Origin of the sequence: Paraburkholderia sp. BCC1876 (assembly GCF_902833695.1) — a bacterium.
Classification (GTDB): Bacteria; Pseudomonadota; Gammaproteobacteria; order Burkholderiales; family Burkholderiaceae; genus Paraburkholderia.
The window spans coordinates 1-25316 of the sequence record NZ_CADFGI010000011.1 but is presented as its reverse complement, the minus strand read 5'-3'; the positions used below and the strand labels follow the sequence as shown (position 1 = coordinate 25316).

Genomic DNA, 25316 nt, shown 5'->3' with positions numbered 1-25316 from the left:
ATGGCGCCCGCTGCGTTGTTGAAGCGTGTCGAGCGGTCGTCCGCGCGGGTTGCCGTGCGGGTTGCCGTGCGGGAGCGCGGCGCGCGGTTCGGATGCGTCGACGTATCGTCCTCGCCCGCCGCGCGTGCCGAATCGCGCGCCGCATTGCTCCACGCATTCCCTTCCGATGCGCAACTCGCCCGTTACGCAGTCAACGCGCTGATCGATGAAGTCCAGCTCACGCCCAAGCCCGCGCTAGTGGATCAGCGCGGCAGCGGCGCGCATCGCGACCTCGATCTCGCGCTCATGCTGCGCTCGGCGCACTCGCTCGAACCGACCTTCGCGGCGCTCGCGCACGCGGCGCGCCGCCGCGGCGAGCCGTCCGCGTTGTTGCGCGCCGAACTGGCGCAGATCGGCCGCAGCGGCGAGCAGGACATGCTCCAGGCCACCGGCGGCAGCAACGCGCATCGCGGCGCGATCTGGATCGTCGGCCTGCTGGTTGCGGGCGCAACGATGACGACCAGCGGCGGCGAAACGACCCGGCCGCAAGCCTCGCCAATCTGCACAAACGCCGCGCAAATCGCCTGCTTTCCGGACCGCTTCGCCGCGCCCTCCGACAGTCACGGCGAACGCGCACGCCAACGCTATCAGGTAGGCGGCGCGCGCCGCGAAGCGCAGGACGGTTTCCCGCATGTGATCGACGTCGGCCTGCCCGCCTTGCTCGCGGCGCGCGCGCGAGGCGTCGACGAAAACGCCGCGCGTGTCGACGCACTGCTCGCGATCATGGCCTCGCTCGACGACACCTGCCTGCTGCATCGCGCGGGTTTGCCGGGCTTGCACGCCGGCCAGCGTGGCGCGCAACGCGTGCTAAACGCCGGCGGCAGTTCCACGCCAACCGGTCGCGCCGCCCTCGCCGCGCTCGAACACGAATTGCTGTCCCTCAACGCATCGCCCGGGGGCGCAGCCGATCTGCTCGCCGCCACCCTTTTTCTCGACATGCTGGCGCATCACGACGCCGGCGGGAGCCAGGACTCATGGAACATCTGACCTTCGACTATCCGGCGCAACGCGCCGTCACGACCCGCGCGCATGTCGGCGTGGTGGGTTCGGGCGATCTGGAAGTGCTGCTGTCGCCCGCCGATTCCTCCGCGGCCGCGGCCGCGTTGAGCGCGCATGTGGTCGTGCGCACTAGCGTCGACGGCTACAGCCACATCTGGAAAAGCGTGCTCGACCGCTTCTTCACCCGCTACGACGGCGCCGCGCAAATCGAAATCAACGACTTCGGCGCGACGCCCGGCGTGGTCGCGTTAAGACTCGCGGAAGCCGTCGAAGCCGCCGAAGAAGGAGACGCCGCATGAATACCGTCGAGGATCTTCAACCCACGCCGATGTTGCGCGACAGTTTCATCGAACTGCCGGCGCGCGAACGCGCGCGCTCGCTGCTGGATGCCGGCAGCTTCCGCGAACTGCTCGGCCCGTTCGACCGGATCGAATCGCCGTGGCTGCCGCTGCAAGGCGTCGTCTGCCAGGCCGACGACGGCTGCGTGATCGCGCGCGGCACCATCGACGGCGAGCCCGCCGTGGTCGCCGCGATCGAGTCCGCGTTCCAGGGCGGCAGCATCGGCGAAGTATCGGGCAGCAAGATCGCCGCCGCGCTCGAACTGGCGCTGCGCGACTGCGAGCGCGGCAAGATCGTGCGCCCGGTCGTGCTGTTCGAAACCGGCGGCGTGCGGCTTCAGGAAGCCAATCTCGGCCTCGCGGTGATCGCCGAAATGCAGGCGGCGATCGTCGCGTTGCGCCGGCATGTCCCGGTGGTCGGCGTGATCGCGGGCATGGTCGGCTGCTTCGGCGGCATGTCGCTCGCGGCGTCGTTGTGTTCGTATCTGGTCGTCACGAAGCAGGGGCGACTCGGCATGAACGGCCCCGAAGTGATCGAACAGGAAGCCGGCATCGACGAACTCGATGCGAGCGATCGCCGCCGCGTGTGGCAACTGATCGGCGGTGAACAACGCGCGGCGACCGCGCTCGCCGATCAACTGGTCGACGACGATGCCGACGCCGTGCGCGCCGCGGTGCATGCCGCGTTCGTTCAAGGCGTGCCGGCCGCGCATCGCAGCGCACAGGTCGATCTGTTTCTGAACCGCCTCGCGCAAATCGATCCCGCCACCGTCACGCCGGAAAGCATGCGCGAGGTCTTCAATCAGCAAGCCGCGACCGAGCCGCGCAAGGAGCAAGCATGAGCGATCCCACTCTCACCCCGTTGAGCCGCGGCGCGCGCTGGTTTCACGCGCTGGCCGGCGAACCGTCCAGTGCCGCGCCCGTGTGGAGCGGCGACGCGTCGCTCGGCGGCGAGACCGCGCGCTTCGTGACCGTCGTGCCCGATCCCGCCAACCGCTTCCCGCGTGCGACGGATAACGTCGTCGGTCTCGAACAGGGCTGGCTGCTTGCACGTGCCGTACGCGAAGCGATCGCGCAAGACGCGGCGAGCGGTACGCGCCGCCCGATCGTCGCGATCGTCGACGTGAAAAGCCAGGCGTATGGCTATCGTGAAGAAATGCTCGGCATTCAGCTCGCCTGCGCGGCCGGTGTCGATGCATACGCAACGGCTCGCGACGCGGGGCATCCCGTGGTTGCGCTGATCGTCGGGCCGGCCATGTCGGGCGCATTTCTCGCGCACGGCTATCAGGCCAACCGCATCGTCGCGCTCGACGCGCCCGGCACGATGGTCCACGCCATGGGCAAGGAAGCGGCCGCGCGCGTCACGCGTCGTACCGTCGAAGAGCTCGACAAGCTCGGCGAAACCATCGTACCGATGTCGTATTCGATGGCGTCGTTCGCGAAGCTCGGCCTGCTCGATCAACTGATCGACGGCGTCGATGCCGATGCACCGAGCGCCTCGCAAATCGAACACGTGCGCCAGGTGTTGAGCGAACAGATTCGTAGCGCGCGCAACGATCGAAGCAAGGGCCTGTCGCATCGGCTGGAATCGGCGGCGGCGCAGAAGAATCGCGCGGCGTCGATCGAAGTGCGCCGGCGTCTCGCCGAACAATGGGATGCCGCCTGATGCAGACGTGCGCGGCCCCGCCGTTCGCCATCGAACACGCGTTGTCGTGCGATACGCGATGGCAGCCGCACGATCTGTTGCGCCTGCGCCATTTGCAGAGCGTCGACGATGAACCGCCGTGGGTCCGCGAAGCGTTCGCACGCGCGCCGGTTGCGGTCGTGAGACGAGCGCTGGCCGCTGACGGCTTCGTCGCAATCGGCGTGCGTGGTGCGGGACGCGCGCAGCGTTATGGCACGTGGGCGCGCGTTGCCGACATCGAAACGGCCGTGCCGCCGGAGGCGCTTGCGCAATCCAAACCGCTTGCCGTGCGAGGCGATCTGGCTGCTTTCGTCGCGCTCGCCGCGTTGCAACGCGATGCGGCGGGTCCGCTGCACGGATTCGTCTGGGGCCCGACGGGCAGCGCCGGATTTGAACTGGCGACGCAAGTGCCCACGGTGACCGCTTCGAGCGATCTGGATCTGCTGATCCGCACGCCGGAGTCGCTCACGCGAGACCACGCGCTTGCGTTGCTGACTCAATTGCAAACGCACGCGAAAAACGCCGGCATTCGCGTGGATGCACAACTCGAGACTCCCGCTGGCGGTGTCGCGCTAGCCGAATGGGCAACGGACAAAGCCCGCGTGATGGCGCGTCATGCAAGCGGCCCGCACCTGATCGCCGATCCGTGGACTATCACTCAGCGCGGTAAGTTCGCCTGATGCTCGCGCTGATCTTCCCCGGCCAGGGCGCGCAAACTGACGGATTCCTGCACCGTCTGCCGTCGCATCCTGCCGTACGCGACACGCTCGACGAAGCTTCCCACGTGCTCGATGCCGATGTGCTGACGCTCGACACACCGGACGCATTGCGCTCGACGGTCGCCGTGCAGATCGGTTTGACGATCGCGGGCGTGGCCGTCACCCGTGCGTTAGCCGCCGAACAGCTCGCCCCTGAAATCAGCGCGGGTTTGTCGGTCGGCGCTTATGCGGCGGCGGTGAGTTGCGGCGCGGTGCGCTTCGACGACGCGTTGAAGATGGTGCGACGACGCGCCGAATTGATGGAAACGGCGTACCCGTCGGGCTACGGTCTCGCGGCGGTATCGGGCTTGACCGAGCACCAACTGGAAACACTCGCCGCGCAGCACGCGGACGAAGCGCAACAACGCGTGTATATCGGCAACGTCAACGCGCCGCGCCAGATCGTGATGGCGGGCGCGAACGACGCGCTGGACCGGTTCATTGAGCGCGCGCTCGCGGCAGGCGCGCGCAAAGCCACCCGGCTCGCGGTGAGCGTGCCGTCGCATTGCGAGTTGCTCGCCCATGCCACGGATGAACTGGTGACCTACGCACAGCAGGTGCCGTTTCACGCGCCGCGCAGCACTTACATCGGCAATCGCGGCGCGCGTTCGCTGCACACAGCGGACGCCATCCGCGACGATCTCGCGACCAATATGCGCCACACCGTGCGCTGGTTCGACGCGCTGACCGTGATGCAGGAAATGGGCGCCCGCGTGCTGATCGAAGCGCCGCCCGGGCAGGTATCAACGGATATCGTGCGCGAGTACTTTCCGGATAGCGCGGCGCTTGCGGCAAGCGGTTTTTCGTTCGAACGACTGGTGGCAACCGCGCGGCGGCGGATGGAAATGCGTTGAGTCGAACGTGGATGCCCGCTGTCGCAATGCTCCCTTGCCTCACCGCTTCTCGATCAACTGCCGCCCCATCGCCTTCGCGTACCGATCGCACGCGCTTCGCGCCACCCGTGACGCCGCCAGCACGCCGACATCCGCATCGTCGCGGTAATACATCGCCACGTTGATCGGCGGCGGCAACGGGCGCACCTGCAACTGCGCCAGTTCGCCGCTACTCAGGTAAGGCTCGACGAACAGCGCCGGCACCGCGGCAATCCCATAGCCATCGCGTAGCAACTTCACGATCACCGCCACCGACGGCATGCACGTCACCTGCGTCCCGGCGAGCGGCACTCCCGCCCGCTTCGCGAGCGTCTGCACGATCGCTTCGACCGCGAGTTGCGGCGCCGTGCCTCGACCGAACGTCAGCACCGGTTTGCTCAACAGCGTCTGAACGTGTTTCGCGCGGCCGGCGGGAATCAGGTCGCGGCGCGCAATCCAGCGCACCGGGTAGCTCGCCAGCAACGCCGACACGATCGACGTTTCGTGCTCGGCGGTTTCCTCCACCTGAATGACGAGATCCAGTTCGCCCGCCCGCAGTCGTGGACCGAGCACCGCGCTCGAATCGACGGTGAGGTCCACGACGATACGGTGATACTCCGCGTTCAGCATCCGTATGTAGTCCGGCAGCCAGCTATGCACCACCGTTTCGATGACGCCAAGCCGAAGCCGCGTGGCCAGTTGCGTTTCGTCCTGCGCGGCCAGTTGCAGCGAGCGCGTGGCCTGCACCACGGAGCGCGCATGCGCGAGCAGCCGTTCGCCGTTCGGCGTGAGCCGAAACTCCGCCGCCTCGCGTTCGATCAACTCGACACCCAGCTCGGCCTCCAGCGTTTTGATACGTAGCGAAATTGCCGCGGGCGTGGCGTGCATCGCTGCCGCGGTCGCGCGAAAACTGCCCAGCCGGGCGAGCGTCAGAAACGTTTCGACGAAGCGGGTATTCATTGCGGACGCTCTCCAGTTAGCGACGATCGGGCACGCGATCATCGCCGCAAACACGCCGCGAGTCATCCCGATAGCGTTAAGTTTAATTTAACGAAACGCAATAAAAACTCGCTGGAAGGATATTTTTGACGTTACTAATCTGGCTCTATCGCTGGCCCATTGATCGGGCCAAATCGGCGACGTCATCGACCTGGAGCCAAGCACGTCCATGCCTTACACCCCATCCGAGTTTCGTCAGCAGATTCGCACGCGACGCCTGTCCGGTCCGACCGCCGGCTATTGCGGCGACTACGCGCAAGCCAATCTCGCGATCCTCCCGAGCGAGTACGCCGGCGATTTCCTGCGCTTCTGCATGCTCAATCCGAAAGCATGTCCGCTGCTCGGCATCGGCGAACCGGGCGACTGGCGCGTGCCCGCGCTCGGCGCCGGTCTGGATATCCGCAACGACGTACCCGCGTTTTACGTGTACCGCCACTGCGAACGCGCCGAGGAAGTCCGCAGCCTCGACGAATTGTGGCGCGATGATCTGGTGGTGTTCGCGATCGGCTGCTCGTTCTCCTTCGAAGAAATGCTGCGACGCGAAGGCATCGCGCTGCGCCACATCGAACAACAGGTCAACGTGCCGATGTATCGCACGCGCGAACGCAACGTGCCGGCCGGCGTGTTCGGCGGCAACCGCGTCGTCTCGATGCGGCCGATGAAAGCCGTCGACGCGATCCGCGCGATCCAGATCACCAGCCGCTTCCCCGCGGTGCACGGCGCGCCGGTTCATATCGGCGACCCGTCGCTGATCGGTATTCGCGATCTGGCACGGCCCGATTTCGGCGACGCAGTCGAGGTGCGCAGCGATGAACTGCCGGTGTTCTGGGCTTGCGGTGTGACGCCGCAAGTCGCGATCGAAAGCGCGCGCTTGCCGTTCGCGATCGCACACAAGCCTGGGCACATGCTCGTGACCGACATTCCCAACACCTCGCTCGCGGTGCTGTAAGCGCGGCGTTTTGTTGGCCCATTGGCCCCATCGGCCTGATCGCCTCAACCCCAAGCCGCGCGCCAGCACAACGCGCGGCCAACCATGACGACCGGAGTTCAAGCATGGAAACCGAAGCGCAGTTGACCGCAGACGCCGAGCGCTACGACGCATCCGGCACAGGGAAAGGCCCGTTCGCGTGGTATCGGCAGACCTCCGCGAGCGAGAAGCGCGCGTTCTGGAGCTGCAAGATCGGCTACATGCTCGACGCGATGGACACGCAGTTCCTCAGCTTCGTGATCCCGACGCTGATCGCGACATGGGGCATCACACGCGGCGACGCCGGTCTGATCGGCACGGTCACGCTATTGAGTTCCGCAGTGGGCGGCTGGGCGGCGGGTGTGCTGTCGGATCGCATCGGCCGGGTGAAGACCTTGCAGATCACGATTCTCTGGTTCGCGATTTTCACGCTGGCTTGCGCGCTGGCGCAAAATTTCTCGCAGCTGCTGTGGGCACGCGGCTTGATGGGGCTCGGCTTCGGCGGTGAATGGACGGCGGGCGCCGTGCTGATCGGCGAGGTGATCCGCGCGCGCGACCGCGGCAAGGCCGTGGGTCTCGTGCAGGCCGGCTGGGCGATCGGCTGGGGCATCGCGACGCTGCTGTTCATGGCCGTTTTCTCACTCGTGCCGGCCGACTACGCGTGGCGTGTGCTGTTCGCGATCGGCATTGCGCCGGCGCCGTTCGTCATCTGGATTCGCCGCTTCGTCGACGAACCGGACGTGCATCGGCAGCAGAAAGCGGCACAGGCCGCCACGCAAACGCGTACCTCGTTGCTCGATATCTTTCGCGCCGAGATCGTCTGGACGACGCTGCGCGCGTCGGTGCTCGCGACCGGCGTGCAAGGCGGTTACTACGCGGTCACCACCTGGCTGCCGACGTATCTGAAAACCGAACGGCATCTGAGCGTGATCGGCACCGGCAGCTATCTCGGCGTGGTGATCGTCGGCTCGTATTGCGGCTATCTGACGGGCGCGTATGTCAGCGACCGGTTCGGCCGTAAGCGTGCGTTCATCGGCTTTGCACTGGCGTCTTGCGCGATCGCGCTGCTTTACACGCAACTGCCGCTCGATAATCTGTCGATGCTCGTGCTCGGCTTTCCGCTAGGGTTTTGCGCATCAGGCATTTTCTCGGGTATGGGCGCCTTTCTCACCGAGTTGTTTCCCACGCGGATTCGCGGCTCCGGCCAGGGGTTTTGCTATAACGTCGGCCGGGCGGTCGGTGCGACCTTTCCGTTTTTGATCGGCTACGTATCGCAAACCATGACGCTCGGTCACGCGATCGGCGTGTTCGCCGCGGCGGCATACGGGGTGGTGATTCTCGCCGCGCTGACGTTGCCCGAGACCAAAGGGCGGGAGCTTGCGGCCTGATTCAAGCCTGCTCCGGCGCGCGGCCAATCACATGGGAATCCGACGACGCCGGTCCGTCGCTATGTCCGCGTTCACGTCCCGCCGTGACCACGGCCGCATCGGTGCCGCCAGGCCGCCGCACCGATTTCGCGTGCCGCTCGATCAGCCGCTGCAGGAGGCAGAACGCGCACAGCAGCGCGCCGATCACGATACGGGTCCACCACGAGCTAAGTGTGCCGTCGAACGTGATCAGCGTCTGGATCGTACCGAGAATGCCGACGCCGAACAGCGAGCCGATCACATAGCCCACGCCGCCCGTCAGCAGCGTGCCGCCGATCACCGTCGCCGCGATCGCATCGAGTTCCATGCCCTGCCCTTGCAAGCCATAGCCCGACAGCACGTAGAACGTAAACACCGCGCCGCCGAGCGCCGAGCAGAAACCGCTCAGCGCGTACACGCCGATGCGTGTGCGCGCGACCGGCAAGCCCATCAGCAACGCCGAGCGCGCATTGCCGCCGACCGCGTACACGTTGCGGCCAAAACGCGTGAAATGCGCGACATAAATCGCCGCCAGCAGCGCGACCAACGCAATCAGCACGTTCGCCGTGACCGAGCCCACGCCGATATCGAGCCGGAACGCGGAGATTTTCTGGAAGGTCGGATCGGTGATCGTGATCGACTGCGTCGTGATCAGAAAGCACAACCCGCGCGCGAAGAACATGCCCGCCAGCGTCACGATAAACGCCTGCAAACGGAAGAAGTGAATCAGCGCGCCCTGCACCGCGCCGAACACCGTGCCCATCAGCAGTACGATCGGCACGATGAGCCAGACGGATAGATGCAGATGTTCGGACAGCACCGCTTCGACGATAGTGGTCAATGCAACGACGGAGCCCACCGACAGATCGATCCCGCCGGACACGATCACGAACGTCATACCGATCGCGACGATCAGCAGAAACGCGTTGTCGATCAGCAGATCGAGCAGTACCTGCCACGAGAAGAAACCGGTGTACATCACCGAGCCGAAACCGAATAGCGCGCAGAACAGCAGAATCGTGACGGCGATCGGCAGCGTGCGCGGATCGACCAGATGAGCCAACGCGTCGAAGAGCCGCCTCATCGCGCCACCCCGCGTTGCCTGAGCAGCGATCTGCCGAACGACACGGCGAGCGCGCGCGCCGCCGGCGACTGGATCACGCTCACCGCGAGCACCACGGCCGCCTTGACGACCAGCGTCGCCTCCGGCGGCACGCCGATCGAATACGTGGTGTACGTGAGCGTCTGAATGATCAACGCGCCCAGTACGGTGCCCGCGAAACTGAAGCGGCCGCCGAGCAGCGAGGTGCCGCCGAGTGTCACCGCGAGAATCGCGTCGAGTTCGAGCAGCAGGCCGGCGTTGTTGCCGTCGGCGCTGCGCACGTTCGAGCTGATGAGAATGCCCGCCATGGCCGCGGTCAATCCCGAGAACCCATAGACCGCGAAAACCAGCGCTTTGGAGCGCAGCCCGACCAGACGCGTCGCAACCGGATTGATGCCGATCGCGCGAATGAACAGGCCGAGCGCGGTGCCTTCCACGAGCGCCGCGGTGGCGAGTACCGCGACGGTGGCGATCCAGACCGAGCACGGCACGCCCAGCCAATACCCGCCGCCGACGAACAGATAGCCCGGCGCGCCGATCGGAATGATCTGCCCGGCCGTCAGCAATTGCGCGACGCCGCGGCCGGCCACCATCAGAATCAAGGTTGCGATGATCGGCTGCATGCCGACGAACGACACCAGCAAGCCGTTCCACATGCCGCTCAACACGCCGACGAACAACGCCGCCGCCAACGCCTCTGCGACGAGCTGCGCGCTCGGCTCGGGTTGCGTCGCGAGTATCGTGGCCGCCGCGGCGCCCGCGATCGCCACCACCGCGCCGACCGAAATGTCGATGCCGCGCGTGGCGATCACCAGCGTCATGCCGGTGGCCACCAGCACCAGCGGCGCGGCGCGATTCAGCACGTCGATGGGCGCGCCGAACAGGTGACCGTCGAGCATGCGCAGCGACAGAAAGTGCGGATTGACCCACAGGTTCAGGCCGCACAACAACACCAGCGTGACGCACGGCCAGATCAACGGACGCTCGGCGCCGTCGCGTACGAACCAGTTCGCGAGTTTCATTCGCCGCTCCCCGCGATGAGTCGATAGATGTTGTCTTCGTTCGAGGCCTTGCCCGCGACCTCGGCGATCTTGCGACGGTCGCGCAACACCACGACGCGATGGCTGACGCGCAGCACCTCGCTGATCTCCGACGAAATGAACAGGATGCTCAGACCGCTCGCGCACAGCGCCAGCAGCCGGTCCATGATGTCGAACTTGGCGGCGACGTCGATGCCGCGCGTGGGTTCGTCGAGGATCAGCAGGGTGGGATCGGTGGCGAGCCAGCGCGCCAGCAGCGCTTTCTGCTGGTTGCCGCCGGACAGCAAGCCGATCGGTTGCTCGGCGTCCGCGGCCTTGATGCCGAGCCGCTCGATCCATAGGTCGGCCAACTCGCGCGCACGTTGCCGGCTGATCTTGCGCCACCAGCCGCGCCTTGCTTGCAGCGCCAGCAGAATGTTTTCGCGGATCGACAGTTCGGCGACGATGCCTTCCTTCTTGCGGTCTTCCGCGCAATAGCCGATGCCGTGACGGACCGCATCGCGCGGCGAGCGTAGTTTCACGGCGCGGCCTTCGATGAGGATCACGCCGCTGTCGGTGCGATCTGCGCCGAAAAGTAATCGCGCTGTTTCCGTGCGGCCTGAGCCGAGCAGGCCGGCGAGTCCCAGGATCTGGCCTCGTTGCAGGTCGAGGTCGATCGGCTGCAGCGTGCCGCGGCGGCCGACGCCTTGGAGTTCGATGAAGGGGTGGGTGGCTTGGGTTGCCTCGGTTGGCTGCGTTTCCTCGGTTGGCTGCGTTTCCTCGGTTGGCTGCGTTTCCTCGGTTGGCTGCGTTGCCTCGGTTGCTTGGGTTGCTTGGGTTGCTTGGGTTGCTTGGGTTGCTTGGGTTGCTTGGGTTGCTTGGGTTGCGTTTACGGTCTGCTGTCTGAGCGGCGGCCTCTCTTGGCTCTCGTAGCCCTCGTAACTCGCATGACCTTCATGCGCGGCTTCGCGCAAGCGCGCGCTCATGCGCTCGTGGCCGACCATCTTCGCGACCAGTTGATCCGCAGGCAGATCGCGCGCCAGATACTCGCCTTCTCGCTCGCCATTGCGCATGACCGTGATGCGGTCGGAAATGGCATACGTCTGTTCGATAAAATGCGTGACGAACAGAATCGCGATACCCGACTGCTTAAGATGACGAAGTATTTTGAAAAGCTGGCTCACTTCACCATCGTCGAGACTCGAAGTCGGTTCATCGAGAATCAGTACGCGCGCGTCGACCGACAACGCCCGCGCGATCGCCACCATCTGTTGCACCGCGATCGGGTAGGCGTCGAGCGAACGGGTGACGTCGAGCGACACGTCAAGGCGCGCAAGCGCAGCCTGCGCACGGCGCTTGATAGTGGGCCAGTCGATCGCACCGAAACGGCGCGGGTGCCGCCCCGCGAAAATGTTCTCCGCCACGGAAAGGTTCGGGCACAGGTTCACTTCCTGGTACAAGGTGCGCACGCCCGCCGCTTCGGCTTCCTGCGGCGAGGCAAACGCCACGACTTCACCGCCGAGACGGATCGTGCCGGCGTCAGGCGCGACCACGCCGGTCAGCACGTTGATCAAAGTGGATTTGCCCGCGCCGTTCTGCCCCATCAACGTGTGGATCTCGCCGGGGAACAGACGAAAATCGACCCGCTGCAGCGCTTTGACGCCGGGGAAGGTCTTGGTGACCGCGGTGGTGGCGAGGATGGGGGCGCGGGTGTCGGCGTTGCTCGCGTTGGCCGCGCCTGTTGCATCGCCCGTTCGATGAGCGACTGCGCCCGTAGCCTGCGGATTCGGTTCGGAAGCGGGATGCGTCATAGACCTCGCTCGATCGGTGGTGCAGCGGTTCGATGGGCGCCTGTGGCTTGCTGCGTCGCTTCTAAAGTTCTCGCAGCGCCCGGCGACAGGCAACGACCGTCAGCGGCATTTGGCGTCGGTTAGCGTCGGTTGGCGGCCTTCGACGATTTTCGCCCAGGCTCGGCGTCATTCAGCGGCGTACGTCGCCTCCCGGCGTCACTCGGCGGCCTTCGACGACTCTCGCCCAGGCTCGGCGTCATTCAGCGGCGTAAGTCACCTCTCAGCGTCACTCGGCGGCCTCCAGCAACCCTCACCGGAAAATAGACCGCCCGCTGCCGAAGCAACCGGGCGGCCAGGCACCGCTGGAGAAACCTTGTCGCTCAATCCGAACTTCACTCGCCATGCCCCGCCGTTTCCTCAGTAACCCTGAGTACTTTGTGGCATCGGCCTCAGTACTTACGCGTCGGCAGCGTCTGCGCCGCGACACTCATTGGGAACACCGTCTCCTGCGTGAGAATGCGCTTGGGCAACGGCTTGCCGGCCACGACATCCTTCACCGCCGACATCAACTGCGGTCCCAGCAACGGACTGCACTCCACGTCGACGTTCATCTTGCCCGCGGCCATCGCCTGGAAGCCGCCCTTGGTGGCATCGAACGAAACGACGGTGATGTCCTTGCCCGGATGCATACCGGCCTCCTCCATCGCCTGGATCGCGCCGAGCGCCATATCGTCGTTATGCGCATAAACTACATTTATTTTATTTCCATAAGTTTTTATAAACGCTTCCATGACCTGCTTGCCGCCGGCCAGCGTGAAATCCCCGCTTTGCGACGCGATGATCTTAAATTTCGGATCGTTTTTGATCACTTCCAGCAAGCCGGAATGCCGGTCATTGGCAGGCGCCGAGCCGACCGTTCCCTGCAGTTCGGCGATGTTGATAGGACCTTGTTCGCTTTTATAGTGATCTTCGAGCCAATGTCCGCCGCGACGTCCTTCTTCCATGAAGTCGGAGCCGATCATGGTCACGTAGAGCGAGGTGTCTTTCACGTCGATATTGCGGTCGGTCAGGATCACCGGAATCTTCGCGGCTTTCGCTTCCAGCAGCACCGGTTCCCAGCCGGATTCGACGACCGGCGAGAACGCGATCACATCGACTTTTTGCGCGATATAAGAGCGGATCGCCTTGATCTGGTTTTCCTGCTTCTGCTGGGCATCCGAGAATTTGAGCTTGATCTTCGCGTCCGCCGCCGCGGACTTCACGGACTCGGTGTTGGCGGTTCGCCATGCGCTTTCCGCGCCGACCTGCGCGAAACCGAGGGTGATCTGTTTGTCTTGCGCGTATGCGCCCGGCGCGGTCAGCGTTAGCGTACCGATGCCCGCGCAGAGTGCGAGCGCGCCCAACGCACGACATGCGGCGCGTCGTGTATTCGCCATGACTGTCTCCTGATCGTTGTAGTGTCGACGACCCATCGAACCGGCCGGTGTTTGCGGCCCTCACGGTGCGTGGATCGTGATGTAGCGTAGTGTGTGGGGCGTTAACCGTCCAATCCTATGATTCGCGTTCGCGATACCAATTTTGGTATGAGCGACGGGATCGGGTTCGAGGCCGGTTGGTGGGGTTTTCCGAGTATTTGCCGAATGTTTGCCGAATGGCCGCAGCCAGACACGCTGCCGCCAATTGCTCGCCTTAGCAGCAGGCGCAGCGAGCCCGCCCAGTGGAGCGGCACCTCACCGCGGCGTCACCCAGCGAAACGTCAAATTGATCCGCTCCCCGGCCGCGCGCGGCTCCTTCGGCACCCGGTGCCGCCAGTCCGCCTGCGTGTCGCCCTTCATTACGAGCAGGCTGCCGCCCTTCAGCGAGAACGACTGCACGACACCGGTTTTGTTGTGGCGCAAATCGAATGTGCGCGCGACGCCCAGGCTCACCGACGCAATCACCGGACGCACGCCGAGTTCAGGCTCGCGATCCGCGTGCCAACCCATGCTGTCGGCGCCGCTGCGATAGCGGTTGAGCAGCACGCTATTAAAGCGCGTCTCGCAGACGGCTTCCACCGAGGCCTTGAGTTCGGCGACGGTCGACGTCCACGGCTGCGGCACGTTGCGAATGCCCGAGTAGACATAGACGGCATCCGGCTCGCCCTGCCAGGCCGTCAAGCGCGGCAACGGCACGCGACCGGCGGGTGTGCCGATCACGTCCTGACGCCAGGCGACTTCGTCGATCAGTTGCGTCAAAGCCTGCGCCGCGAGGGCGGGCGTCAGCCAGTCGGGATACCAGTCGACGTCGGGCGTCGGCAGGTCATCGGCAGAACCCGCGAAAAGATCCGTCATGAGATGGTCTGATACCAATGCGAATGCTGAATGAAGCTGAAACGATGGCGTACGCGAAGCGCGCGGGTGGAAACCTTGGCTATTATGGCGGCACCGAAGACGTCGTTGATACGCGCGGCTTGCGCTGTCATCCGGCGGCTTCATCCGGATTTTTCGGTTCATGCCTTTAAATTCTTAGACCTTTCAAGGACTTCACCATGACGCTATCCGACCAGGCACTCGATCAACTCTTTCGCGAAGCGCGCACGCATAACGGTTGGCAGGCGAAACCGGTCGACGATGCCGTGCTCAAACAACTGACCGAACTGGTGCTGCTCGGCCCGACCTCGGCGAATTCGAGCCCCGGCCGCTTCGTGTTCGTCAAAACGCCGGAGGCTAAGGAAAAGCTGCGCCCGGCGTTGTCGGCGGGCAATCTTGACAAGACCATGGCCGCGCCGGTCACGGTGATCGTCGGGATGGATATGGCGTTTTACGAGCATCTGCCGAAACTGTTTCCGCACGCGGACGCGCGCAGCTGGTTCGTCGGCAACGACAAGTCGATCGCGGACACCGCCTTTCGCAATTCGACGCTGCAAGGCGGCTACCTGATTCTCGCCGCGCGGGCGCTCGGTCTGGACACGGGCGCGATGTCCGGGTTCGACGCCGCCAAGGTCGACGAAGCCTTCTTCGCCGGGACGACCGTCAAGTCGAACTTCCTGATCAATCTGGGTTATGGCGACCCGTCGAAACTGTTCGCGCGCAGCCCGCGCTTTGCTTTCGACGAAGCCGCCCAGATCGTCTGATACGTACCGAGCGCCGTCGCGTTCAGCTGAAGAGCGCGACGTAGAACACCACGGCGCCGATCAACGCACCGACGAAGCAGAAGCCTTCGCCGGCGTCGTCGCCATTCGAACGCACCCATGCGCCGACGACGCCGAACAACCCCGCGATACCCAGCGCCACGCAGAGCATCACGACATCGAACAGCGCGCTCCTGCCCAGCTCCGAGAAGTCGATACCGCGCACGCTGTAGTACAAGCCGATCGCCATCAGCGAGATGACGACGAGCGGCAGCATCACACGCTTGCCCTCACGGCCGACATGATGGGCGTGGTGCCCGTGATGCAACTCGTTGTCTGATCTGAGTAGTCTCATGATGCCCCTCCCGCTTTGCCCTCTTCCGGCGCCCCATCCAACGGACGCGAACCGCCGCATGGCCGCGTCTGCGCGCGCGGTCGCCCTGTTACAAGGCCGTTCTTTTTGAGCATAGTCCACGCGCGGACACAATTCAAAGCCCATTTAATTAGGTTGCCACGGCAATCAGATCCCGCTAAGGAAGCGCCGCGAATGCTGCAATGCGCCAGGCGTTTGGACCATATCCGGAAACAGCGACCGAGGCGCTGTAGCGGTGAATTTGGCACCGCCGGCAAACCGCTGCGCATGCCGGTAGAATGATTCGACTCGTTCGGCATGGCGTTACCGCGGCCCACGAGTCGCCGCCGGTCCTCTGCTCGTGCCGGCCCCTTCCCGCCTCCGTGGTCCCTATGCGCCGCTCATCGTTTCTTGTCCGCATCATCCTGATTGGCATCCTGCTGCATATCTACGTCGGCTTGCGTCTGATTCCGGACATGCCGGTCGACACCACCGGCCGCTGGTTGTGCGCGCTGTGGCTCGTGCTGTCGATCTTTCTGATTCCGCTCGGCATGCTGGCGCGCACGATCAAACGCCAGCCGCTCGGCGACCGGCTCGCCTGGGTCGGCCTGCTGGCGATGGGTTTCTTCTCGTCGCTGCTGGTGCTGACCTTCGCCCGCGATCTGATGCTCGCCTCGCTGCTGACCGTCGATGCGATCTGGCCGTACACCATCAGCATCGCGCATTGGCGCACGGGCTCGGCGGCGGCCGTGCCCTTGCTCGCCCTGCTCTCGACGCTGGTCGGTCTCTTCAACGCCCGCCGCCGCGCGAAAGTCGTGACGATCGACGTACCGATCGACGATTTGCCGCCCGCGCTCGACGGCTTCACGATCGTCCAGATCAGCGACATTCACGTAGGCCCGACCATCAAGCACCGCTATGTCGATGCGATCGTCGACGCGGTGAATCGGTTGAAACCGGATCTGATCGCCGTAACCGGTGATGTGGTGGACGGCAGCGTGCCGCAACTGACCCGGCACACCCAGCCGTTGTCACGTCTCAGCGCGCGTCATGGCGCGTTCCTCGTGACCGGCAATCACGAGTACTACGCCGGCGCGAACGCGTGGATCGCCGAGTTCCGGCGCCTGGGCCTCAACGTGCTGCTCAATGAACATGTGATCGTGGATCACGACGGCGCACGCGCCGTGATTGCCGGCGTGACCGACTATTCGGCGGGACATCACGATCCGTTGCATCGTAGCGACCCGGTTGCGGCGCTAGCCGGCGCACCAGGCGATGTACTGATCAAGGTGCTGCTCGCTCACCAGCCGCGTTCAGCCGAAGCCGCGGCCGCCGCGGGTTTTACGCTGCAACTGTCGGGGCATACGCACGGCGGCCAGTTCTTCCCATGGAACTTCTTCGTGCGGTTCCAGCAGCCGTTCACCGCCGGCCTCGCCCGCCTGAACGGTCTATGGGTCTACACGAGTCGCGGCACCGGCTACTGGGGCCCGCCGAAGCGCTTAGGCGCACCGTCTGAAATCACACGCCTGCGCCTCGTGCCCGGCGAGCCGGACTAACACGTCGCCCGTCGATTACTGCGCGGGCGCGACCGCCACGTCGACCTGCTGCGCGAACGCCACCATTACCTGCATGCCCGGCGTCACACCGGCGACCTTGGCCGGTTCGCGGCCCTGGATATGAAACACCGCGCCGTTCGGGCTTTTCAGCGCCATGATGCCGGACGCATGGTCGATGCTTTGGACCTCGGCCGTCACGTTGTGAACCGTGTTCGGCTGCGCGCTTTGCGCGCCGGCGCTGTGACCGTCCGCACCGCGCGTCACGCTGACCACCGCATTGCGCACCATACGGATGTGGACCTTGCCGCCCTGTCTGATCTGCGCGAGGTTCGCCGGGTCGGTGATATCGAACGACGCTTCGCCGCCTTGCGCGTCGAGCACGGTCACCGAATGTTTCACCTGGTCGACCGATTTCACGAGACCGTCCGCCTGCAGCGTGCTGCTGCCTTCAAACGGCGCGGGCAGACCGGCGGCGAACGACACGAGCGGAGCGGCTGCGATCAACGCACCGGCAATGACGCCAAGAGCTTTAGCTTTCATAGATTCCTCGATTGGGGTGAAGGGCGATTAACGGGCAACGCCGTGCGGATGGATTGCGCCGTCGCCATTGCGCGACGCGAGCACGACTCGTTTCGAAGCGAGCGAATAGTCTGTTTTCCAGGACGGCTTCCGTCAATATTCGGAGTCCGTATTGATGCATGGATAATTCCGCACACACCACCCCACTCTTCCCAGGCCCACGACAAAACGTTCTCCAACACACGTCGTCACAGCTTGACTTAACTTTGCAGAGCTGCCTAAAATTCGGCCAGTTCATCTAACCGGAATCACGATCTTGGACAGTAGCAGTTGTACCAGTCGAGCTTCGATTCGCCCGATCGCCTGATCGGCAAGATTTCCGCGTCAGTCTTTTTCTGTCGCCGTCTTGCCTTCGGGCCGACGGTGCACGTCGTTGATACCCTCGCGTTGATATTCTCGCGTTGATACCCTCGTACTGCCAGTGAAGTGCCGCGTGGCTCAACGCCATGCCGACACGGATGCATTACAGCGCCGCAAGCCTCGCTTGCGTGCTTCGTCACGCCTGTCCGCCGCCGCATTCCATCGAGGAAAGCGTGCTGCTGTCATGCGTTGGGTTCACACTGTGCGAACACGCGCCTCAACCTTTCTTTACGATGACAATTGAATTCGTCTGGCGGCTCTTCGCCGCTTTCGCCTGCGGCGTCGCGATCGGCCTCGAGCGGCAGATGCGGCAGCGCAATGCCGGCCTGCGCACCATCACGCTGGTCGCGAGCGGCGCGTGCCTGTTCGTTACGCTGGGCGTGCTGACCGGCAACGGCACGGCCGGTATTACGCAGATCGCGGCGTATGTCGTGTCCGGCGTCGGTTTTCTCGGCGGCGGCGTGATCATGCGCGACAAGGGTTCCATTCAGGGGATCAACACCGCGGCGACCTTATGGTGCTCGGCCGCGGTCGGCGTGCTGTGCGGCGCGGGTCATTACGGACCGGCGCTGGCCGGCACGGCGGTCGTGCTGCTGACCAACACGGTGTTGCGCGAAGTGAGCCGCATGATCAACGCCACGCCGGTGTCCAACGCGGATCTGGTGCGCGAGTATGTGCTGACAATCGTCTGTCGCGAAGCCGATGAGATCCACATTCGCACCGCCGTCTCCAACTCGATGTATTCGACGCCGCTCTCGTTTCAAAGCCTGACGAGCGAAGACGTCGACGACGATTCACAACGCATTCGCGTCACCGCGATCGTCAAGCTGCATCCTAAAGATCAGTCGAAGCTCGAACAGATGGCCAGCCGCATCAGCATGGAAAAGAGCGTGTCCAGCGTCAGTTGGACCGCCAGGGAAGCGGAGCCGACGCCTGAATGAGCGGCCTGAATGAGCGCCGCGTGTAAGTCCCCCATATTCGCGCGCATCGTCTACACTTAGCTTGCAATAGATTCAGACAATGTTAATTCCGCGTCCTGAATATGGACTGTCCCATAAGCTTCGACTAAGCTCTGTCACCGTGAATTTTTCACACTCAACTAGGGAGTCTCGATTATGGAACACGGCATCATTGCATGGCTCATCATCGGCGCGATCGCTGGCTGGCTGGCAGGCGTGCTCGTCAAGGGCGGCGGCTTCGGCCTGATCGTCGACATCATCGTCGGGATTGTCGGCGCGTTTATCGGCGGCTGGCTCGCCGGCGTGCTGCATATTTCGCTGGGCGGTGGCTGGATCGGTTCGATCATCACGGCGGTGATCGGCGCGGTCATTCTGCTGTTTCTTATCCGGCTCATCCGACGCGGCACCTGAGTACCGCATCTGCGCATCTGACATAACGGCGTCAGCGGCGAAAGCCGTCTGACGCCGACATGGCTTGCAAAGTTAGCCAGGCCAACTGATTTAAAGTCCCGCCTCTTCCGCCGGCAACATCGAGCCGGTATCGCGCAGCCGGATATGCCAGGCAAATGCCTGATCCAACTGGTGCGGCGTTTGTCCCCCCCGCTTCAAAGCGTCCCGATAGTAGTCGCGCAGCAGATCGCGATACAGAGGATGCGTACAGTTCTCGATAATCAACACCGCCCGTTCCCGCGGCGCCAATCCGCGCAGATCGGCGAGGCCCTGCTCCGTCACGACGACGTCGACGTCATGCTCGTTGTGATCGCAATGCGGCACCATCGGCACGACGCTGGAAATGCGGCCGCCTTTCGCCATCGACTTGGTGGCGAAGATCGCGCACGACGCATTGCGCGAGAAGTCGCCCGAACCGCCTATGCCGTTCATCATGTGCGTGCCGCCCACATGGGTCGAATTCACGTTGCCGTAAATGTCGAATTCCAGCGCGGTGTTCAACGCGATCAAACCGAGCCGACGAATCACTTCGGGGTGGTTGCTGACTTCCTGCGGACGCAGGACGAGACGGTCGCGATAACGTTCGAGCTCGCCAAACACCTGCGCCTGGCGCGCGGCCGACAACGTGATCGACGCGCCGGACGCAAAGGTGACCTTGCCGGCGTCCATCAGATCGAAGGTGGAATCCTGCAGCACTTCCGAGTAGATTTCGAACGGCTCAAACGGTGCGTCGACGAAACCGGCCAGCACCGAGTTCGCAATCGTGCCGATACCGGCCTGCAACGGCGGCAGGTTTTTGGGCATGCGCCCAAGCGCCACTTCGTGCTGGAAAAATTCGATCAGATGACCGGCGATCAACTCAGTTTCCTGGTCAGCCGGCAGCACGGTGGACGGACTGTCGGCCATGTTGGTGATGACGATTGCCGCGATTTTTTCGAACGGAATCTCGATAGCCGGCGTGCCGACCCGGTCTCGCGGAGACATGATCGGCAGCGGCTCGCGGTGCGGCCGGCGGCCCGGAATCCAGATGTCGTGCAAGCCCTCGAGCGCGAGCGGCTGCGCGAGATTGAGTTCGACGATCACCTTGTCCGCGAGGATCGCGAAGCTCGCCGAATTGCCGACCGAGGTGGTCGGCACAATGCCGCCGGTCTCGGTGATCGCGGCGGCTTCGATAATGGCGAGGTCGAGTTTGCCGAGCTGGTTCGCGCGCAGCATCTCGACGGTTTCGGATAGATGCTGATCGACGAACATGACTTCGCCGCGATTGATCGCGTCGCGCAAGGTCTTGTCCACCTGGAACGGCAAGCGGCGCGCCAGCACGTGCGCCTCGGTGAGCATGCGGTCTACGTCGTGACCGAGCGATGCGCCGGTCATCAACGTGATCTGCAGCGGCTTGCCTTCCTGGCGCACCCGCTCGGCGAGCGCAACGGGAACGGCCTTCGCGTCGCCCGCGCGCGTGAAGCCGCTGGCGCCGACGCGCATGCCGTCCTTGATCAGCAGCGCTGCCTCAGCCGCCGACGTGATTTTTCCGCGCAACGCGGCACAACGAATCCGGTCTTGGTACATGAAACTGAGTCTCTCCATAGTCACCAGTCCAGTCTACCGGTGCGTACATCTGCGGTACGCTCCGCTCGGTAGCCGGATTGTCGCACCGACCGCGGCGTCAAGGTGCAACGGCGTCGCGGTCAGGCTTTTTGTCGCTCGATCAATCGCGCGACGGGTCTTGCAGGTACGGCGTGTGTTGCACGTGGCGCTGTTTAGCTGCCGAAGTAGAGATTGCAGAAGCTCACGGGGCCGACGCACTCTTCGGCCCTGACATTCGCTTTAGCGCCCGGCACCGCGACGCGGCCTTGCTCGGCGACGCCGTTCGCGCGCTGGGCGCTCGCTTGGGCAAGCTGTTGTTCGGGGGCGGCCGGCGCCGTTTGTGCGTGGGCGACAACTGCGGACAAAGAGCAGGCAATCAGGGCAATCTTCAACACGTTCATTTCGTTCTCCAGGGCTTACGGTTACTGCTCGGCGGTGACTTGTGGTGACTGCGTGGCAGTGATCAAACTATATGGCTGCGGTCCCTGTAGATAAACGGGGCTAGGCGGAAGTGATATTTCCATCTGGTGGAAGGATCGAAGCGGGCTCGTGGCGATGCGTGTGGTTGGCGTTGTGTCGCGGAGGTTGTCTCGCTGAGCGCTGGCAGTACCCTGAGTACCGATGCACACCGTTAAACCGCGCGAACTACGCGCCGCAATCGTCACGCATTGAAAGGCGCGTCCTTATCGAGCAATGCCGTACGAATGAAGTGCAGACAGCTCAGGATCCGCTGCACGTCATGACGTTTATCGCGCTCGACATGCACGATGCCTAGAACATCCTGCGCGATCCAGGTCGCCGCGCGGACAGACACCAGCGCACGTTCGAGCGCCTGCGCGTTCGGACGCGCGAAGAGCCGCGCGAGGTCGTCGCAAGTACGCTCGAGGGAAGCGTTCCAGCGCGGATGAAGCGCCGCCGCATAATCAGCACGCGCCGTTTCGTTGCGCAGATCGATGACCGCGTGGCCTACTTCGAGCGTGGCGAGCATCCAGCGCAACGCATCCCGTCGACGCCTCGAACGCCGCGTCAGCAGCATGCGCAACTGGGCGGTCAGGTCATGCGTGCTCGACTGAAACCGCTGGTTGAGACCGGGCAAATCGTCCTTGCATGCGGACACGACCTGCGCGCGCAAATCGCCCATGATCCGTTCAACGAGCCAGGGCATATCGGCGGGAAAAATCACCGCAAAAGCCAACGCCGCGACCAGCATCGACGCTGTCAACGCGATGCCGTTGTTGATCAGCAGATCCGGCGCGTACGTCACGACATTGTCCGGTCCGGCAAGCAGACAGAAGAACACCGAAAAGCCGATGCCGTACCCCGCCGCGCGCTTGCGCGTCGCGATGAACGCACCGAGCGCCAGCACGGGCGCGAGCATCGCGCAGAGCAGCGGAAAGCCGTCGATATTCGGATACACGTAGCACGTGAAGAGGTAACCCGTCATGGTCGCCAGCACGGCGCCGGCCGCCATCTGCATGGCCATCTTCGATGCATTCGGCGCAGTGGACGTCAGCGCGCAAGCCAATGCCGCGCCGATCACGGCAAGACCGCCGCTCGGCCAATCGGTCTCGATCCAGAACCAGCCGACGATCGCCATGACCGCGGCGGAGCGGATAAACGTGAACGCGACGACAAAGCCGTTCGTCCGGCTCACGTAGCGGCTAGCGTTGCGTTGCCGCGTCTCCGCCGGTTTGCGCCGCGCGGCTAACGACGCGTAAGTCTCCGAATAGCGGATCCATTCGTCGACGAAGCGGTACAACAGTTCCGCCGACGTATCGAAGTCCGCCAGCGATTCCGTGGGCGCGGGCTCCAGCGGCCGTCTCGTTTCACGCACGCGACGTGGCAAGCTCGCCTGAAAGCGCCGCAAACGGCTAGCGACGCCGGTCGCATCGGCCATGGCGAGTGTCCTGGAGGGCGGCGAAAGGAGTCCGGCCAGCTCATCGAAATACGGCTTTATCGCGCCGACTTTCGACTCCGAACCATTGGCTCGCAGACGTTTAAGCAGTTGATGTAGGGCATGCAGACGAGCGCAGGCGTCCATGAATTCGCCGTTCAAACGGCCGAGATGCTGACTGCGTGAACGCATCGCCGGATCTTCGAAAGTGGCGAACGTGCGGGTCGCTTCGAAGCCGACGATTTCGTCGACGAGGTCCGCAAAACGCCGCTCGAACTGGCCTCGCTCGATGCCGCGATTCAGCACATCGGCGGCGAACGCAGTAAAATTTGCGTAGCGGGTTTGCAGCGCGCGACGCAGCGCGAGACTGGATCGCTGCGGCACGATCAACGCGCTCACCGCGCTCGAACACACAATGCCAACCGCCACCTCCGCCGCGCGCGTGAGCGCCGCCAGAAACAGATCATGCGGCGCCGTGACGTTCGGAATACCGATCAGCGCGGCGGTATAACCCGCCAGCACGAAGCCGTACCACCTGAAATGCCGATACCGGACCGCCGCCGCGATACACGCGCTTACCCAGCCGATCATGCCGAGCATGTACAACTCGGGCTGCTGGACGAACAGCGCGCCGAGCGCCAGCGCGGCGAGCGTGCCCACCGCGGTGCCGAGAATCCGGTAGAAACTCTTCGCGAGCACCATGCCGCTGAACGGTTGCATCAGCACGAACACCGTCGTCATGGCAATGCGTGGTTGCGGCAGATCCAGCAGCATCGCAATGCCCAGCGCCAACAGACCCGCGGCAACGGTTTTCAGCAGATGCAGCCAGATCAGACCGTCGCTGTTTGCCCAATCGCGAAGCGCCGGACTAAGCCTGTGCAACATGACGTTCCACTGCCGGCGGAAGTCCGCCGTCGGTCTGATCGCATGTTGACGTTTCATCGGAAAGCTGTGCGCTCCGGTTTGCCACAAAGAGAAGCGCCGGTGAACAGGATGATGCAGATGCGCACCGGCAAGCCAGGCGCCGATTGTAGGAGCATGCAATGCGCACATTAAGAGGACTGCGGCTAAACGTCCCTTCCAGAACGAACAACAATGCGCTTGCCCGGCAGGCGGACAATACGGCCTCAGCCGTGAAATAGAAGGATCGATGGATACGTTACAAAATATGCGAGTGTTCGTACGCGTGGTCGAAGCTGGTAGTTTTACCGGCGCCGCGCAGTCGCTTAATTCGACGACCGGCGCGATGTCGCGCGCGGTCTCGGAACTCGAAGCTCACCTACGCACCCGCTTGCTAAACCGTTCGACGCGACGACTCGCCCTCACCACGGCCGGCGAGCGTTATCTGACACGATGTCAGCAGATACTCGCCGATGTCGGCACTGCAGAAGAAGAAGCGAGTTGCGCACACGAACGACCAAGCGGCGCGCTACGCATGCATAGTTTTGCCAGCATCGGCCAACACTACGTGCTGCCGGCCATTTCGCGCTATCGCGCGCAATATCCGGAGGTGACCGTCGAGTTGACGTTGTCGCAGCGCATGCCGGATCTGTTCGAAGGCAGTGCCGACGTCGCGGTGATCGGTGCGTCGACGCTACCCAATTCGGATCTCGTGTCGCTGCCGCTGGGGACGACTTTTAGCATTTTGTGCGCGTCGCCGGGTTATGTGCGCACGCATGGCGCGCCGCAGAAGCCTGCAGACCTCGCGCATCACGAGTGTCTGATTCTGCACACGCCGGCATTTCCGCCTCACGATTGGCTGCTCGACGGCCCGAATGGCAGCGAGATGATGGAAGTGAATGGGCCGGTGCATGTCAACATCGCCGAATCGCTGATTGTGGCGATTCGAGAGGGAATGGGGATCGGCATGGTGCCGCTTTACGCGGCGATTTCGGGATTGCGTGACGGCACGTTATTGCGTGTTTTACCCGAATATACGCTACAGAAGATGAATGTTTACGCGCTGTATCCGTCACGCAAGTTTATCGACGCGAAGACACGGACATGGGTTGAATTCTTGCGCACACACCTGCCGAAAGTCATTGCACGCGATGAGGCGTTGCTGGCCGAAGTCGGCCAGATGACTATCGATGCGACGGTTCCGGCAGGCTCAAGCGGTACAGGCAACATTAGCGCGCAGTGATATCGAGCTGACGACAGGTGCCGCAGGGGTAGTTTGATGTCGTTTGGGCCCTGCGGGCCGCGTTGGATGGTTGGAGCTAAGCGCGCGGCAATCTAGGTGTGCCGTTGTTTGCGCGTGTATGAGTCTGTGCGGTTCTTTTTGCACGCGTGATTGCTAGTGTGCGGTGGCGTATGTCGTGCTATTTCCACGCCGTAAACGACAGAAACCCCACCTTTTAGGGTGGGGTTTCTGCTTTCTGCTAGGGAGCCTGACGATTACCTACTTTCACACGGGCAATCCGCACTATCATCGGCGTGGAGTCGTTTCACGGTCCTGTTCGGGATGGGAAGGGGTGGTACCGACTCGCTATGGTCATCA

General features: G+C 63.7%; 24 protein-coding genes and 1 rRNA gene. 13 read left to right on the top strand and 12 right to left on the bottom strand.

The features are described from left to right. Genes HWY05_RS30505 through mdcH form a run of 6 tightly spaced genes read left to right on the top strand, consistent with a single transcriptional unit; the run spans position 1 to position 4672 of the window. Positions 1-1026 carry a triphosphoribosyl-dephospho-CoA synthase gene (locus HWY05_RS30505; RefSeq protein WP_176060662.1) on the top strand — a complete coding sequence of 342 codons (1026 nt, stop codon included), beginning with the start codon at positions 1-3 and terminating at the stop codon, positions 1024-1026. Then, complete coding sequence (locus tag HWY05_RS30500) at positions 1014-1337, top strand: malonate decarboxylase subunit delta (RefSeq protein ID WP_035556439.1); 324 nt, start codon at positions 1014-1016, stop codon at positions 1335-1337. Before HWY05_RS30505 ends, HWY05_RS30500 begins: the two co-directional genes overlap by 13 nt. Next, positions 1334-2218 (top strand): biotin-independent malonate decarboxylase subunit beta, encoded by an 885-nt coding sequence (locus HWY05_RS30495; RefSeq protein WP_176060661.1) that lies wholly within the window; start codon positions 1334-1336, stop codon positions 2216-2218. The genes HWY05_RS30500 and HWY05_RS30495 overlap by 4 nt, the downstream gene beginning before the upstream one ends. Continuing rightward, on the top strand, positions 2215-3042 hold the full coding sequence (gene mdcE / locus HWY05_RS30490) for a biotin-independent malonate decarboxylase subunit gamma (RefSeq protein ID WP_176060660.1): 828 nt from the start codon (positions 2215-2217) through the stop codon (positions 3040-3042). Before HWY05_RS30495 ends, mdcE begins: the two co-directional genes overlap by 4 nt. Then, positions 3042-3740, top strand: coding sequence for a malonate decarboxylase holo-ACP synthase (locus tag HWY05_RS30485; RefSeq protein WP_176060659.1), 699 nt, complete (start codon positions 3042-3044; stop codon positions 3738-3740). Before mdcE ends, HWY05_RS30485 begins: the two co-directional genes overlap by 1 nt. Further along, on the top strand, positions 3740-4672 hold the full coding sequence (mdcH, locus tag HWY05_RS30480; RefSeq protein WP_035556432.1) for a malonate decarboxylase subunit epsilon: 933 nt from the start codon (positions 3740-3742) through the stop codon (positions 4670-4672). The genes HWY05_RS30485 and mdcH overlap by 1 nt, the downstream gene beginning before the upstream one ends. A 39-nt stretch (positions 4673-4711) precedes the next feature. Here mdcH and HWY05_RS30475 read toward each other — a convergent pair whose 3' ends face one another. Beyond that, positions 4712-5650, bottom strand: coding sequence for a LysR family transcriptional regulator (locus HWY05_RS30475; protein ID WP_176060658.1), 939 nt, complete (start codon positions 5648-5650; stop codon positions 4712-4714). 208 nt (positions 5651-5858) lie between these two features. On the opposite strand from HWY05_RS30475, the gene HWY05_RS30470 reads away from it, so the two are divergent. Continuing rightward, complete coding sequence (locus tag HWY05_RS30470; RefSeq protein ID WP_176060657.1) at positions 5859-6638, top strand: putative hydro-lyase; 780 nt, start codon at positions 5859-5861, stop codon at positions 6636-6638. Positions 6639-6742: 104 nt separating this feature from the next. Further along, positions 6743-8044, top strand: coding sequence for an MFS transporter (locus HWY05_RS30465; RefSeq protein WP_176060656.1), 1302 nt, complete (start codon positions 6743-6745; stop codon positions 8042-8044). A gap of 1 nt (position 8045) precedes the next feature. Here the strand turns inward: HWY05_RS30465 and yjfF are convergent, their stop codons facing one another. The 5 genes from yjfF to HWY05_RS30435 all read right to left on the bottom strand — a co-directional run bounded on the left by yjfF (position 8046) and on the right by HWY05_RS30435 (position 14303). Next, positions 8046-9146 carry a galactofuranose ABC transporter, permease protein YjfF gene (gene yjfF, locus HWY05_RS30460; protein ID WP_035556425.1) on the bottom strand — a complete coding sequence of 367 codons (1101 nt, stop codon included), beginning with the start codon at positions 9144-9146 and terminating at the stop codon, positions 8046-8048. Beyond that, on the bottom strand, positions 9143-10186 hold the full coding sequence (locus HWY05_RS30455) for an ABC transporter permease (protein WP_176060655.1): 1044 nt from the start codon (positions 10184-10186) through the stop codon (positions 9143-9145). Before HWY05_RS30455 ends, yjfF begins: the two co-directional genes overlap by 4 nt. Beyond that, complete coding sequence (locus HWY05_RS38495; protein WP_244146739.1) at positions 10183-11994, bottom strand: sugar ABC transporter ATP-binding protein; 1812 nt, start codon at positions 11992-11994, stop codon at positions 10183-10185. Before HWY05_RS38495 ends, HWY05_RS30455 begins: the two co-directional genes overlap by 4 nt. A 428-nt stretch (positions 11995-12422) precedes the next feature. Beyond that, a complete protein-coding gene (locus tag HWY05_RS30440) occupies positions 12423-13409 on the bottom strand; it encodes an ABC transporter substrate-binding protein (RefSeq protein WP_035556420.1) in 987 nt (328 codons plus the stop codon). 294 nt (positions 13410-13703) lie between these two features. Then, the gene (locus HWY05_RS30435; RefSeq protein WP_176060654.1) at positions 13704-14303 is read right to left on the bottom strand and encodes an alpha-ketoglutarate-dependent dioxygenase AlkB; all 600 of its coding nucleotides are present in this window, start codon (positions 14301-14303) and stop codon (positions 13704-13706) included. Between the two features lie 197 nt (positions 14304-14500). On the opposite strand from HWY05_RS30435, the gene HWY05_RS30430 reads away from it, so the two are divergent. After that, positions 14501-15085, top strand: coding sequence for a malonic semialdehyde reductase (locus HWY05_RS30430; RefSeq protein ID WP_035556416.1), 585 nt, complete (start codon positions 14501-14503; stop codon positions 15083-15085). 22 nt (positions 15086-15107) lie between these two features. Here HWY05_RS30430 and HWY05_RS30425 read toward each other — a convergent pair whose 3' ends face one another. Next, positions 15108-15437: a hypothetical protein gene (locus HWY05_RS30425; protein ID WP_035556413.1), complete on the bottom strand. Its 330-nt coding sequence runs from the start codon at positions 15435-15437 to the stop codon at positions 15108-15110. Positions 15438-15826: 389 nt separating this feature from the next. Here HWY05_RS30425 and HWY05_RS30420 point away from each other — a divergent pair, with 389 nt between their 5' ends. After that, complete coding sequence (locus HWY05_RS30420) at positions 15827-16990, top strand: metallophosphoesterase (RefSeq protein WP_176060653.1); 1164 nt, start codon at positions 15827-15829, stop codon at positions 16988-16990. A 15-nt stretch (positions 16991-17005) separates the two neighbouring features. Here the strand turns inward: HWY05_RS30420 and HWY05_RS30415 are convergent, their stop codons facing one another. Then, positions 17006-17530 carry a hypothetical protein gene (locus tag HWY05_RS30415; protein ID WP_176060652.1) on the bottom strand — a complete coding sequence of 175 codons (525 nt, stop codon included), beginning with the start codon at positions 17528-17530 and terminating at the stop codon, positions 17006-17008. A 632-nt stretch (positions 17531-18162) separates the two neighbouring features. Between HWY05_RS30415 and HWY05_RS30410 the strand changes: the two genes are divergently transcribed. Both HWY05_RS30410 and HWY05_RS30405 read left to right on the top strand, forming a co-directional pair. After that, the gene (locus tag HWY05_RS30410; protein ID WP_035563008.1) at positions 18163-18870 is read left to right on the top strand and encodes an MgtC/SapB family protein; all 708 of its coding nucleotides are present in this window, start codon (positions 18163-18165) and stop codon (positions 18868-18870) included. Positions 18871-19044: 174 nt separating this feature from the next. Then, positions 19045-19299, top strand: a complete 255-nt coding sequence (locus tag HWY05_RS30405) for a GlsB/YeaQ/YmgE family stress response membrane protein (protein WP_007176844.1) — start codon at positions 19045-19047, stop codon at positions 19297-19299. 90 nt (positions 19300-19389) lie between these two features. Here HWY05_RS30405 and HWY05_RS30400 read toward each other — a convergent pair whose 3' ends face one another. The 3 genes from HWY05_RS30400 to HWY05_RS30390 form a co-directional block, all read right to left on the bottom strand. After that, entirely contained in the window at positions 19390-20904 is a 1515-nt protein-coding gene (locus HWY05_RS30400; protein ID WP_176060651.1) for an acetyl-CoA hydrolase/transferase family protein, read from the bottom strand. Between the two features lie 191 nt (positions 20905-21095). Then, a complete protein-coding gene (locus HWY05_RS30395) occupies positions 21096-21323 on the bottom strand; it encodes a hypothetical protein (RefSeq protein ID WP_176060650.1) in 228 nt (75 codons plus the stop codon). A gap of 260 nt (positions 21324-21583) precedes the next feature. Next, positions 21584-23758, bottom strand: coding sequence for an FUSC family protein (locus HWY05_RS30390; RefSeq protein ID WP_176060649.1), 2175 nt, complete (start codon positions 23756-23758; stop codon positions 21584-21586). 208 nt (positions 23759-23966) lie between these two features. Between HWY05_RS30390 and HWY05_RS30385 the strand changes: the two genes are divergently transcribed. Then, positions 23967-24959 (top strand): LysR family transcriptional regulator, encoded by a 993-nt coding sequence (locus tag HWY05_RS30385; protein ID WP_176060648.1) that lies wholly within the window; start codon positions 23967-23969, stop codon positions 24957-24959. Between the two features lie 245 nt (positions 24960-25204). Here HWY05_RS30385 and rrf read toward each other — a convergent pair. After that, positions 25205-25316: ribosomal RNA gene (gene rrf, locus HWY05_RS30380) — 5S ribosomal RNA — on the bottom strand; the annotation flags it as partial.